The following is a 12,642-nucleotide window of genomic DNA, read 5'->3' as shown; positions in this document are numbered from 1 at the left end:
CGGCTTCCTTAGGCGTCGAGGGGGCGGCGGATCTGGGGCTGGGTCTGCACGCGCTGGGTCGGGCCGTGCCACATGTCGATCGCGTCCGGCTCGGTGGGGTCGAAGACCCGCGGAACCCAGTCGTCGTCGAGGTTCCGGACGCCGTAGGAGTACTCGTAGGTGAGGCCCTCCGGCCCCTTGAAATAGACGAAGATCGCGGTCGACTGCGGGTGCCTGCCCGGCCCCATCTCGATCTCGACGCCGCGCGACTGCAGGAACCGCCAGTTGCGCATGACGTCGTCGAGCGAGTCGACCTGGAAGTTGATGTGGCACAGGCCGGGTTCGCTGCCGCGGAACACCGCGAGCTTGTGGTGCACCGGGTCGAACCGCATCAGGCACGCCCAGTCGCCGATCCAGTCCGACACCTTGACGTTGAACAGGCCCGACCAGAACTCGTAGGCCTGCTTGACGTCCGGCGCGTCGAAGCAGATGTGCCCGAACTCGGTGATGCCCGCCGTCCGTCCGAAGTGGACCGGCCGGGCGAGCTGCACCTGGCCGTGCACGAGCTCGATCCGGTTGCCGAACGGGTCGTCGAACGCGATGAACTCCTCGACGCGCCGCGACCGGGCCTGCTTCGGCGTGCCCCGGGCGACCTTCACGCCGGCTGCTTCGAGCTCCTTTTCGGCCGCCTCCAAGGCATCCGGGCCGGTGAGGCTGAACCCGGACGCGAGCACCCCGGCCTCGCCCTGCTCGAACGCGAGGCAGTGGTGCCGGTGGTCGGCGCGCAGGTAGCTGACGCCGTCCTCCTCGGCGACCAGCTCCATGCCGACGACGTCGACGGCGAAGTCCGTCGCCGCGGCCGCGTCCGCCGTGCCGGACCGCACGTACGCGATGTCGTGCAACGTGATCATGACTGTCCTTTCAGGTCAGTGCGCAGGTGTGCCCAGAGCCGGGCGAGCAGCTCGGTCTCGGCGGCGCGCCAGGCCGCCTGTTCGTCCGCGGACAACGCCCTGGGCCGCCCGGCGGCGACGGCCTGGGCGTTGATCCGCGCCGAGGTCTCGAGAAGCCACATCCGCGCCACGGCCTGCCCGACGTCGGCGCCGACGGTCACCGCGCCGTTGCCCCGCATCACCAGAGCGGGCGCGGTGCCGAGCGCGTCGGCGAGGTCGCGGGCGCGGTGTTCGTCGCGCACGAGTCTCGGGTCGTCGAACACCGGCACCTCGGGCCCGAGGAACGCGCCCTGCCCGTGCAACGGCCGGATCGGCACGTCCGCCGAGGCGAGCGCGGTGGCCGTCTCGGGCTGGGCGCGGCAGATGGCCCGCACGTCCGGCCGGGCGCGGTAGATCGCGAGGTGGATCCACGCCTCCCTGGGCGTGCCCTCCGGCAACTCGTCGGCGTTGCGGTCGAGCGTGACGGCGCGGTCGGCGAGGGTGAGCGTGCCCAGCGGACGCGGCGGCGTGATGAGGACCCGCTCGCCGACGAGCGCCGACACGTGCCCGAACGCCGTGACGAGCCCGGCGTGAGCGGTGGTCAGCGCCCCGTCCAGCAGGTCGTCCTCGACCTCTCGTGACTTCATGGTGCCGGACCATATAGGTATAGAGATACCTATCGCTAGACGCTTCCGATATTTCTATCGATACAGATATGGTTCGGGATGTGCGACGGTGGACGCCCGACCTTGCTACGGTCGCGGGCGTGCGAGTCGTCGTGCTGTCCGACACCCACGGGCCGCGGTTCTGGAAGCGCTGCCCGGCGGCCGTCGCGGACCACCTGAGGTCCGCCGACCTGATCCTGCACGGCGGCGACGTCTGCGTGGCGCCCGTGCTGGACGAACTCGCGCAGTACGCGCCCGTCACAGTGGTGCGCGGCAACAACGACGGCGAGGACGTGGCGGCGTGGGGCGCGCCGGACGTGGTCGAGGGCGAGATCGCCGGGCTGCCGTTCGCGATGATCCACGACAGCGGTCAGAAGACCGGCCGGATGACGCGGATGCGCCGGATGTTCCCCGAGGCCCGGCTGATCGTGTTCGGGCACTCGCACATCCCGTGGGACGAACAGGAAGCGGGCGTGCGCGTGTTCAACCCCGGCTCACCCACGGAGAAACGGCGGCAGCCGCACGGCACGCTCGGCCTGCTGGAGATCGAGGACGGCGAGCTGCTCGACGCCAGGATCGTGCCGGTCACCTGACGCGGGCGAAGCCGTCCTCCACCCGTTCGAACGCGGCGCCCACCTGCTCGTCGAACAACGGCTCCAGCACGCCGTCCGCGAAGATCAGCTCCCGCACCGGAATCAGCGCGGCCTTGCTCGTGTCGTCGGCGTACTCCGGGGTCTCGTCGCTCGCGAACACCCGCCAGCCGCTGTCGCCGTCGTTCGCCGGCTCTTCGCGGTAGAGCCACCCGACCGGCATGCCGTCGTGCACGATCCTGGCCGAGACGACCGCCGCCTTCGCGAGGTCGCCGGACCACAGCCGGTCGAACCTCCGCTGCCGTTCCACGATCTCCGGTGCGCCGAGTTCGACGCGCACCCGCAGCAGCGTGCCGTCGGCGGCGAGGTCGCGGTACACCGGGAACGCGCCGTCGCCCCACGACGTGAACCAGCCGGTCATCGGGGCGCCGCCGACCTCGATCGTGCCGGACTCGGTGGCGGTGGAGCGCATCCCGCGCAGGATCCGGAAGTGGTCGTCGTGCGGGCGGAGGTCGAACACGAACCTCAGGCCGCCGGACCGCAGCGCCTCGAGTTCGTCGTGCAGGGTTCGCAGCTGCTCCAGGGTGAGGTCCTGCCAGCCGTGTTCGTCGCCCACGACGACCGGGGGCACCGAGACGCGGGTGGCCACCTCAGCGGCGTTGCGGCCCCAGAACGCGAGATCGAACAGGCCGTCGGACGGCTCGTCGTTGTTCCAGGCGCTGAGCGCGGTGGCGTCGGCGAACAGCAGGCGCGCCTTGTCCACCAGCACGTGCCCGCACTCGACGGACGACGCCACCTCACCCTCGGCGCACTCCACCCACACCGAACGCCAGTTGCCGTCGTACTCGCCTTCCAGGCGTTCGCCCAGCACGCGCAACGATCCCGCCGGCAGGCCGCGCACCGCCACCGCCCAGATGCCGTGGAACTGCACCTCGACGCCGTCCGGCTGGTCGGCGAGCAACGTCCGCACGCGCGTAGCGGCCCTTGAGCGAACCGAAGTTCAGCGCCTGCACGGCCTCTGCCGCCTGCGGGCCCACGATCTCGAAGTCCCCGGAGGCGTTCGCGCGGTCGAGGACGTGCTCGGGCGCGTCCCCCTCCTGCAGCAACGGCGGCCGGTCGCCCGACCAGATCCTGAGCAGGCCGAAGTCGATCAGCAGCAGGTCGCCCGACGGGAAGGACGCGGTCCCCAGCAGTTCCGGCATGCCGTCATTTCACCACGATGCTCCGCAACGACGCGTGGCCCGGCCGCCAGCTCGTCGACACGGCCACGTACCGAGCGGATGGAGTGGTGCCGTAGGTCTTGCCGTCCACGCTGTAAGTGACGATGTGCGGCGGCGGTCGTCCGGGTGTCCACTCCAGACTGACGGTGACGTCGTGCACCGCCCCGAGATCGACCACCATGCGGCCGTCGCGTCCCGGCGTCCAGGCGGTCCTGTCGTTGCCGTCGACCGCGGCCGCCGGATCGCTCATCCCGTTCGGTAGCACCGAGTTCGGGAACGTCACGCGGCCGAGCGCCCGGTCGTTGAACGGAAACGCTTGCGCGCCAGGCATGATCACCGTGCGTTCGGACCGGCCCAGCACGACCGGGAGCGACCGGCCGTCGCGGTGGGTCAGCACGAACATGGCCGGGCCGCCCCGGAACGTCACGCGCCGGCCGTCGTGCACGGTCGCGGTGATGCCGGCGGGGAGCTTGCGGGCGGTGAACCACGGCGCCTCGACCCGTGCGGTCGCGGCGGGCAGGGTGAGCGCGTACTCGGTGCCGTCGCGGGTGGTGACCTGCGTGCCGCGGTAGAGGCGGGTGCCGCGCAGCCGCACGGTTCCGGTGACGTCTGCGTCCGTCAGGTTGAACAGGCTCAGGAACCCGTCGGCGGTGCTCGCCACGATCCCGGCGGGGCAGACCGGTGCCGGTTCCGCGGCGATCTTGCGCAGGTCGCCGCGGACGTACCCCTCGACCAGTCCGGCAGGAACGGTGATGCTGTCGCCGTTCACGACGAACGGTTCTGCGGACCGCGCGACGAACCCCGCCCTGCCGTCGACGTCGAGCCAGCCCGGCGTGCTGAGGTCGGGGCGCGGGTACTCCGCGACCGTCGTCCAGTCGCTGCCGTTCAGGGAGGTCTCGATCCGGTATGCGACGGCGGCGGCCGTTTCCCAGCGGAGCCGGACCTTCTGCACGGTCGTGGGAGCGCCGAGGTCGACCGCGAGCCAGCTGTCGGCGCGGGTGCGTTCGGCCCGGGCGACCGCCCACCGCGTGGCCGGGTTGCCGTCGGTCGCCTTGCCCGGTTCGTAGCCGGGGTCGAACGACGACGCGGTGGTCGCAATCGCTTGCCCCGCCTCGAAGTCGAAGAGCGAGTAGCCGTAGGTCGGGTAGGGCGTCACGCCGACCATCCGGACGTGCCGGGCCGTGGTCGGGGCGAACGTCAGCTCGTCGACCCGGAAGCCCTCGCGCGCGGCCACCGTGACGCGGCCCGCCGAACCGGTGTAGGTGCGGGAGCCGGTGAGGATTCCGGCCAGCGCGAGGTTGTGCACGTCGACGCGGCCGGGGCGGGGGAGCGCGCACACGATCGTGCCGGTCGGCAGGGTGGCGGTACCGGCGAACCCGTCCGCGAATCGCAGCAGACTCGCGGTCGCGTCGAACCCGTCCCGCACCTGCCGGTACGCCACGGTGTTGCGCCGGGTCACGGCCCGGGGCGGCAGCAGCATCGGGGTCGCGCCGCTGATCTTGAACAGCCAGTCGTCGTGCGACGGCTGCCAGGCGAGCTTCGTGAAGCCCGGCTTCGTCACCGTGCCCGCCCACGCCGCCGCCGACTGGTGGGTGAGCAGGCCGGGGTCGGCGCCGTGGTCGATGGTGATCGCCGCGCGCGAGAAGAACTCGTGCTCCGGCACTGGTGTCGCGGGCGGGCGGAGTTCGTGCAGCAGGTAGCTGATCGCGAGTTCCGCGCGGGCCTCTGGCTCGTACTTGGCCTCGCCGGAGAACTTCGCCAGCCGGTACACCGGCGGATGTGCCTGGTAGGCGAGGAGCTTGGACGCGAGCGCGGCTTCGGCGCGGGCCGCCATCGGGTCGCGCAGCACGGTGGAGCGGAAGGCGAGCGGGATGACGTCACGGCCGTAGAGGTGCTCGCGGTCGTTGACCATCGGCATCAACGGTTCGCCCGCGTCGCTCATCGTGGCGAGGATGGTGCGCCACAACAACTCGCCGTTCGGTTGCCTGGTCAGCACCTCGGGCAGCGGGCGTCCGGCGAGCAGGAAGTGCACGGCGTTGCGCCCGGACGTGCGCCAGAGCTCTTCCTGGTAGTGCGGGCCGAACGAGCCGTGGTTCTCGACGATGAACGTGTCGTGCAGGTTCGTCGCGGTGTTGGCGCTGATCGGCGTTCCGTCCACAACGGACGGATTGGCGAGGTCGGCGGCGGGCAGCCCCGCCTCGTTGCGGCTCCAGCGGCCGAACGCCTCGCGCCAGCCCGGTCCGTCGCCGTGCCAGGCCAGACCGGGCGCAAGCGCTTGGGCGTAGACGCCCATCTCCTCCAGCTTGGTGTCGCCCCGGTGGCCGCCGGTCAGGCCGTTCGGCGTCCAGCTGCCGGAGCGCGGGTCGTTCGCGGTGCCGAGCGACGTCGTGTAGTCGGCCTGGCCGCGCGCGATGGTCTCGACGTTCGTGCGGGTCTGCGCGTCGAGGTCGGGCCAGAGCAGGCGGGCGGCCAGCACGAAGTACGACTGGAACGTGGTGTCCCAGAACAGGGTCTTGCCCCACTCGGTGCCGCCCGCCAGCACGTTGCTCGCCGCGAAGTGCTTGATCGTGGCCAGGGTGTGCTCGCGCAGGACGTCCTTCTCCACGCCGGCGAGAGTGGCGTCGTAGGTGCCCCTGGTGAGCAGGACGGCGTTGCCGAGCACGACCGCGAACCCGAAGTCGGTGCGCCGGTAGCGTCCGGCCGTCGCGTCGTACTGCGTCTCGGCCCACCTCGTGTGCCTCAGCAGCACCTCGTAGTAGGTGTCTTTCAGTTGGGGGAGCGAGACTTTGGGCGCCATCGCGAGCACGCCGGTGCCGTAGAGGAACGTTCTGCGGTTGATCAGCATGTCAGGGCTGCCTCCGCCCAGTCGGCGTGGTCGAAGTTGCGGCCGTCGCCGCCGTCGGTGACGCGGAGGCTGAGCATCCGGACGTCGGTGACGTCGACGTCGATCGGGGTCGCCGTGCCCTTGGTCCGGATGATTCCGCTGTCGTACAGGGGCTTGTCGTCGCCGAACACCTGGAACGCGACCGAACCCGTCTCGGTGGTCTCGTCGTCGAGGCCGATCAGGGCGGTGAGGCGGGTGCAGCCGCGGCCGAGGTAGACCGAGACCTCGGACGGGGCGTGCGTGCCGAGTCCCTTGGCGTAGGTGACGCCGCCGATGGACAGCGCGGTGCCGTCACCACCGGTGTTCTCGCCGTTCGACCTGTCGCGCTCGACCGGGCCCCAGCCGTTGGTCTCGCTCATGAATTGCAGGTCGCTGACCTGGGAACCGTTGCCCGGCACCGGTGGTGGCACGAACGCCTTGACCGCCTGCTCGACGTGGACGTCGCCGAAGGTGGCGACGACCGGCACGTCGATCATCCCGGTCTGGCCGCCCGCCCTGAGCTGCCAGCGGCCGGTGATCGACTCGCCCGGCGCTAGCCTGCGCCGTTCGATCACGGGACCGGTGACCGTCCAGCCTGTCGGTGCGGTCGCGGTGAGCCTGACGTCGCGGATCTCCTCGTCGCCGTTGGTGAACGTGCCGGTGACCTCGATCGACGAGCCCGCCGGGACGTCGGTCTGGCCGGTCGGCGTGACGGTGAGCGTGGTCTTCGGGACCTGCCGGATCGGCTGGTCGCACGTCTGGAGACCGGGGCGGTAACGGCAGATGACAGCGGCGAATCCGCCGTTGCGCTTGGTGGGCATGGTCAGGACGTCGGTGCCGCGCATGATTCGGCTGTCGCGCACGACGTCGGCCCGGATCTCCGGGTCGCGGACGGTCTCGACCAGCCACTGGCCGCCGCCGAGGAATCCCAGCGGTGCCTGGAGAACCCGGTCCTGGGTGGCGATGCCGCCGACGAACCACCGGTCGCCGTTGCGGCGCGCGACCACGGCGTGCGAGTCGGGGTCGCCGTCGAGCAGCCGGGTCTCGGTCCACGTCGTCGGGAGCTGGTTGAGGTAGCGCAACGCCTGCGGATGCCGTTCGTACGCCTCGGGTTTGTCGGCGAAGTGCGTCCAGCCCGACTCGTAGACCACCGGCAGCGCCACCTCGTGCCCGATCGACGCCTCCTTCGTGCCGACCTCCAGCGACACCGGCGTGTAGTCCATCGACCCGGCGACGTTGCGGGTGAAGAACTGCACGGGGTTGTTGGCGGCGGGCGGGTAGTTCTCGGCGCCGCGCACGGCCTCCATCGTGAGCACGTGCGGCCAGGTGCGGGCGAGGCCGTGCGGGATGGTGGAGCCGTGGAAGTTGACCATCAGCTTCAGGTCGGCCGTCTTCTGCAGCACCGCGTCGTACCAGCGGTAGCGGTCCTGCGAGTCGGACTCCATGAAGTCGAGCTTCACGCCCTTCGCGCCCCACTGCCTGATCCGCGGCAGCACGGTGTCGCGTTCCTGCTCGGTGTCGAGGTCGCTCCAGCGCAGCCACAGCAGGATCTCGACGCCCCGCGCGCGGGCGTACCGGATGAGCTCCGGCACCCACGCAGCGCTCCAGCCCTCGTCGACCAGCGCGTACTCCCAGCCGTTGCGGGCGGCGAAGTCCACGTACTGCTTCTGCCGCGCGAAGTCGCTGGGGCTGGAGTGCTCGCTCAGCCACGACCACGCGACCTTGCCCGGCTTGATCCAGCTGGTGTCGGTGTACTTCGCGGGGCTCGCCAGGTCGTCCACGAGGGTGGAGGTGCTGACGGTGGCCAGGTCGCCGACGATCGCGGTGCGCCACGGGGTCGTGCCGGTCGAGGCCACCTGCGGGTCGGCCAGCACGACCTGGAAGGCGTTGCCCGCCTTGCGAAGCCTGCTGCCCGCGTACCGGCCGTCCACATCGGACTCGGTGAGCAGAGCGAAGTCCTGGCCGGTCTGGAAGAGCGACGGGTAGCCGAAGTCGCCGGTGGCCTCGCCCGCGGTCGTGCGCACGCGATTGGCCTCGTACCAGGCGTTGTAGGGCAGCAGCCACGCCTTCGCGTCGGCGGGCAGGGCGAAGCTCGACGCCTCGGACGTGATCGTCGCGGCGCCGGGCAGCACGTACCGGTAGGCGACGCCGTCCGCCGACACGCGGACGACCAGGGAGAAGCTGCCTGCGCCGTTGCGGAAACCCAGCCGGGTCTCGGTCATGCGGGCGGTGCGCTGCACGCGCTTGCCGGTCGGCATCGAGTACCGCTCGGTGACAACGCGGTCAGACCGTCCGGTGAACGTCAGGTCCTTCGTGAGATCCGCGGTCGTCGTGGTGAGCCCGACGGACGCCGGCTGCACCACGGTTCTGCCCAGGTTGCGGATCGAGAACGTCAGGTTTCCGCTGGTCAGAGCGACCTGCGCGGTGACCCGGCCCGGACCGGTGACGGTCCAGCCGGACGGTGCGGCGACGGCGGGTGCGGCGGGCAACAGCAGGGCGAGCACGAGTACGAGCAGTCGTGACATCGTTGTCAGCTCCCGGGGTGAGACCGCTCCCATCGTTGGGACCGGATCTCTTCCCGGTCAAGTGGCTGATAGTTATCAGTCCTCTTGCGGACAGGCTTTTCACATGACGACGATCTCGATCTCCCGGCCGAGCTTCGCGCCGCCGAGCAGGTCCAGGTCGTCCCCGCTCCAGAAGCGGCCCGGGTCGTACCAGTTGGGGCGGCGCTTGGGCAGCAGCCCCATCTCCTCGTACGTGACGGCCACGATCTCCGCGCAGAACGCGCTCTCGATCGTCGCGTCCGCCTTGGGCCCCCGCGGAACCCGGCCGCGCAGCCACCGCGACGCGAGCTTCGCCGTCGACGGGAACGGCGTGCCGTCGAGCCGTGCCACCGTGCGCAGCGCCGCGTCCTCCATCTCGCGCGTCACCTCGACGTCGAGCTGCCGCAGCCACGCCCGTTGCCCGTACTTGTCGTGCCACGTCACCACGGCGTCGCGCAGGTCGTGCAGCTGGGCGCCGCGCTGGTGCGTGCCGGACCACATGTCCTTGAGCGACTTGCCGAGCTCGGCGTGCCACATCAACGGCGGCAGGTCGTCGAGCACGATCGCCATGCCCACGTGGTTGACCGGGCTGTTGGTCATGGCCTGGATCGCCCGGTCCGCCGGGCTGCGCCCGCGGAACACCCACACGTCACCGGTGCGGGTCATCTCGACGGCTTTGTCCAGGGTTGTCGGCATAGCCCCGTACCCTATGCACATGAAGCTCTGGAAGCTGCTCGGCATCGCCGGACTGGCGGGTGTCGCGGCGAGCGGCGTGGTCGTGGCCCGCAACCAGCGCCGCCGCGCCGCCTACACCCCGGACCAGATCAGGGAGCGCCTGCACGAACGGCTGGCTGAGGCTTCTCGTTCGGAATGAGCCGGTAGGCCACGAAGGCCGCCAGCGCCACGAGTGCCGCCGCCACCAGCGCCGTGCCCTGCATGGCTTCGGTGAACGTGCCGGTCGCCGCCCACGCCGAGAGCACGGTGCCGAGCACCGCGATGCCCAGCGCCGCCCCGAGTTCGTAGGCCGTCTCCGACACCGCCGACGCCGCGCCCGCCTTGTCCGCCGGGACCGCCGACACCACCGCGTCGGTGGTGAGCGTGAGCGCGAGGCCCACGCCCGCGCCGATGATCACCAACGCGACCGCGATCGCGCCGTAGTGCGCCCAGACGCTGACGATCGTCAGCCCGCCCGCGCTCACCAGCAGCCCGAGTGCGATGGCCCGGCCGCGGCCGACGAGGCGCACGACCGGTCCGATCGCGGCGACGACGAGCACGCCCGCGAGGCCCAGCGGCAGTTCGCGCAGCCCCGCTTCGAGCGGCGAGTAGCCCAGGACGTTCTGGAAGTACTGCGACAGGAAGAACACCAGCCCGGTCAGCGCGAAGATCGCGATCATGCTGGCACCCACCGCGCCGCTGAACGCCGGCTTGCGGAACAACGCCACGTCGATCATCGGGTTCGCTGACGCCTGCTGGCGCCGCACGAACAACCACAGGCCCGCGACGCCGACCAGCGCGGCGAGCACCGCCGTCCAGGTGAGGCCGACCAGCGCGATCTCCTTGATCGCGTAGACGAGCGGCACCACCCCCACTGCGGAGAGTCCGGCCGAGACGAGGTCGAACGGGCCGGGGTTCGGGTCGCGCGACTCCGGCAGCCACCACGCGCCGAAGACCAGCAGCGCCGCCATCACCGGCAGGTTGATGATGAACACCGAGCCCCACCAGAAGTGTTCCAGCAGCGCGCCGCCGATGAGCGGGCCGAGCGCCGCGCCTCCCGTGGCCGTCGCCGCCCACACGGCCACCGCCTTCGTGCGTTCCGCGGGGTCGGTGAACAGGTTGCGGATGATCGACAACGTCGACGGCATGATCGTCGCGCCCGCCACGCCGAGCAGGGCGCGGGCCACGATCAGCCAGCCCGCCGACGGCGCGAACGCGGCCAGCAGTGAGGCCAGGCCGAAGCCGAACGCGCCCGTGAGCAGCAGCTTCTTGCGGCCGATCCGGTCGCCCAGCGTGCCCATCGTGACGAGCAGGCCGCCGAGTACGAACGAGTAGATGTCGCCGATCCACAGGATCTGGGCGGTCGACGGCGCCAGGTCCTGCTGGAGCGCCGGGATGGCGAGCGCCAGCACCGTGCCGTCGACGGCGATCAACAACAACGCGAGCGCGAGCACGCCCAGTGCTGCCCACTTCCGCATTTTCAGCCCCCTTAGCCGACCATCTGGTCTGTTACTTTAACGTACCGTCTGGACGGTCGGTTAAGCAAACGATAGGTTGATCACCATGCCCGGAGAGCAGCGCAACGCGCCCCGCACCCGCAGTGAGGTGCTCGCCGCCGCCGCGCGCGCGTTGATCGAGCAAGGCCCGAACGTCAGCCTCGACGCCGTGGCCAAGGAAGCGGGCGTGTCGAAAGGCGGCCTGCTGCACCACTTCCGCACCAAGCAGGCGTTGATCGTCGGGCTGATCCAGGAGTGGTTCGACCACTACGACACGACCGTCGAACGCCTGCTCGAACCCGAGGACACCCCGGGCCGGTGGACCCGCGCGCACATCCGGGCGACGTTCGAACCGGAAGACCTGTGGTCTCACCCGTCCGTCGTAACGGCGCTGCTCGGCGTTCCGGAACTCCAGCAGCGCATGGACGTCGCGGCGACCCGGTGGCGGCAGCAGACCGATTCGGACGGCCTGCACCCACAGCGAGCGGACCTCATTTCCCGTGCACTCGATGGGGTGACGCTGGCCGATCTGCTGTGGCGTGGGCAGGAGTCCGACGAAGAGCGCGCCCACACCCGTGACCTGCTGCTCAAGCTCACCGAGCAGACCGGTCCGCTCGTCTGAAGTTTGTCCACCGAACGTTGTCAAGTGGAACAGCGCTGACACCGGACAACGAATTCTGCGTACCTTCGGAAGTGGGTGGCACTCCGGGGGGAAGCACATGCCAATCGTGATGTCCGAAGCCGTGCCCAAGGGGCGCGGGCTGACGATTCTGTTCGAACTCGAAGACCTCGCGCGCACGCGGTTCGCGTCCGCGCCACTGCCGATGTACGAGCTGGTGTTCTCGGTGCACAGCGGCAACTGGGACCGCCTGCTGCTGCCGCACATCCGCCCGCTCGCCGAACTCGTCAGGCCCGGCCGGTTCATCCCGGACTTCTTCAACTCCGCGAAGCCCGACTTCGACGAGGCCGTGCGCCAGGTGCTGGACGTGCCGTCGACGCGGGTGCGCGACCAGATCGCGAGCATGCTCGGCACGACGTCGCCGTGGCTGCGCTCGTTCGCGGCCGGCACGCCGACCTCGCGCCAGGACCTGCGTTCCGCGTTCTCGGTCGGTTTCCGCGACCTGCTCGGCCCGAACTGGTCGCAGACCCGTCAGGCGTTCGACGCCGAGGTCCGGTTGCGGTCCTCGCAGGCCGTGTCGCGCGGGCTGGGCGACCTGCTCGGGCACCTGCACCCGTCGATCTCCTGGACCTCGCCCGCGCTGCACGTCGAACTCGGCTGGGACACCGAGATCTCGTTGCGCGGCACCGGAATGCTGCTCGTGCCGGTGCTCAACGGGCTCACCCGCCCGGCCGTGTCGATGTTCGCCGAACCGCAGCCGCTGCTCTTCTACCCGGTCACCACACCGCAGCCGAGCGGCGCCAGCCTCGAACTCGCGCTGGGCCGCACCCGCACGCTCGTCCTGCGCGCCCTCACCTCCGAACGCACCACCACCGAACTCGCCAAGCACGTGGGCATCAGCCTGCCCACCGCGTCGCAGCACGCGACCGCCCTGCGCACCGCGGGCTTCGTCTCCACCCACCGCAACGGCAGATCGGTCCGCCACCGCCTGACCCGCCGAGGCTGGGAACTGCTGAACTGAAGG

Annotated in this window: 11 protein-coding genes; 4 read left to right on the top strand and 7 right to left on the bottom strand. The window is 70.7% G+C overall.

Annotation, left to right across the window (positions count from 1 at the left end):
* Positions 1-8: 8 nt before the first annotated feature.
* Both JNUCC0626_RS16915 and JNUCC0626_RS16910 read right to left on the bottom strand, forming a co-directional pair.
* Positions 9-890, bottom strand: coding sequence for a VOC family protein (locus tag JNUCC0626_RS16915; protein ID WP_394620720.1), 882 nt, complete (start codon positions 888-890; stop codon positions 9-11).
* Positions 887-1,555, bottom strand: coding sequence for a class II aldolase/adducin family protein (locus JNUCC0626_RS16910; RefSeq protein WP_394620719.1), 669 nt, complete (start codon positions 1,553-1,555; stop codon positions 887-889). Before JNUCC0626_RS16910 ends, JNUCC0626_RS16915 begins: the two co-directional genes overlap by 4 nt.
* Positions 1,556-1,674: 119 nt before the next feature.
* On the opposite strand from JNUCC0626_RS16910, the gene JNUCC0626_RS16905 reads away from it, so the two are divergent.
* A complete protein-coding gene (locus JNUCC0626_RS16905; RefSeq protein WP_394620718.1) occupies positions 1,675-2,166 on the top strand; it encodes a metallophosphoesterase family protein in 492 nt (163 codons plus the stop codon).
* Here the strand turns inward: JNUCC0626_RS16905 and JNUCC0626_RS16900 are convergent.
* The 4 genes from JNUCC0626_RS16900 to JNUCC0626_RS16885 form a co-directional block, all read right to left on the bottom strand.
* Positions 2,159-3,133: a DUF2185 domain-containing protein gene (locus tag JNUCC0626_RS16900; protein ID WP_394620717.1), complete on the bottom strand. Its 975-nt coding sequence runs from the start codon at positions 3,131-3,133 to the stop codon at positions 2,159-2,161. The two genes, JNUCC0626_RS16905 and JNUCC0626_RS16900, sit on opposite strands and share 8 nt — an antisense overlap.
* Positions 3,134-3,369: 236 nt before the next feature.
* A complete protein-coding gene (locus tag JNUCC0626_RS16895) occupies positions 3,370-6,228 on the bottom strand; it encodes a discoidin domain-containing protein (RefSeq protein ID WP_394620716.1) in 2,859 nt (952 codons plus the stop codon).
* Positions 6,222-8,771: a glycoside hydrolase family 97 catalytic domain-containing protein gene (locus JNUCC0626_RS16890; RefSeq protein ID WP_394620715.1), complete on the bottom strand. Its 2,550-nt coding sequence runs from the start codon at positions 8,769-8,771 to the stop codon at positions 6,222-6,224. Before JNUCC0626_RS16890 ends, JNUCC0626_RS16895 begins: the two co-directional genes overlap by 7 nt.
* A gap of 99 nt (positions 8,772-8,870) precedes the next feature.
* Positions 8,871-9,485: a hypothetical protein gene (locus JNUCC0626_RS16885; protein ID WP_394620714.1), complete on the bottom strand. Its 615-nt coding sequence runs from the start codon at positions 9,483-9,485 to the stop codon at positions 8,871-8,873.
* A 19-nt stretch (positions 9,486-9,504) separates the two neighbouring features.
* Here JNUCC0626_RS16885 and JNUCC0626_RS16880 point away from each other — a divergent pair, with 19 nt between their 5' ends.
* Positions 9,505-9,663: a hypothetical protein gene (locus JNUCC0626_RS16880; protein ID WP_394620713.1), complete on the top strand. Its 159-nt coding sequence runs from the start codon at positions 9,505-9,507 to the stop codon at positions 9,661-9,663.
* Here the strand turns inward: JNUCC0626_RS16880 and JNUCC0626_RS16875 are convergent.
* On the bottom strand, positions 9,614-10,981 hold the full coding sequence (locus JNUCC0626_RS16875) for an MFS transporter (protein WP_394620712.1): 1,368 nt from the start codon (positions 10,979-10,981) through the stop codon (positions 9,614-9,616). The two genes, JNUCC0626_RS16880 and JNUCC0626_RS16875, sit on opposite strands and share 50 nt — an antisense overlap.
* An 85-nt stretch (positions 10,982-11,066) precedes the next feature.
* On the opposite strand from JNUCC0626_RS16875, the gene JNUCC0626_RS16870 reads away from it, so the two are divergent.
* Together JNUCC0626_RS16870 and JNUCC0626_RS16865 are read left to right on the top strand one after the other, a co-directional pair.
* Positions 11,067-11,621 carry a TetR/AcrR family transcriptional regulator gene (locus tag JNUCC0626_RS16870; protein ID WP_394620711.1) on the top strand — a complete coding sequence of 185 codons (555 nt, stop codon included), beginning with the start codon at positions 11,067-11,069 and terminating at the stop codon, positions 11,619-11,621.
* Positions 11,622-11,718: 97 nt separating this feature from the next.
* Positions 11,719-12,639 carry an ArsR/SmtB family transcription factor gene (locus JNUCC0626_RS16865; RefSeq protein ID WP_394620710.1) on the top strand — a complete coding sequence of 307 codons (921 nt, stop codon included), beginning with the start codon at positions 11,719-11,721 and terminating at the stop codon, positions 12,637-12,639.
* The last annotated feature ends 3 nt before the right edge of the window (positions 12,640-12,642 follow it).

It is taken from the genome of Lentzea sp. JNUCC 0626, assembly GCF_043632865.1.
Classification (GTDB): domain Bacteria; phylum Actinomycetota; class Actinomycetes; order Mycobacteriales; family Pseudonocardiaceae; genus Lentzea.
Note: the sequence above shows the minus strand (reverse complement) of the source record. Positions and strands in the feature narration are given on the sequence as shown.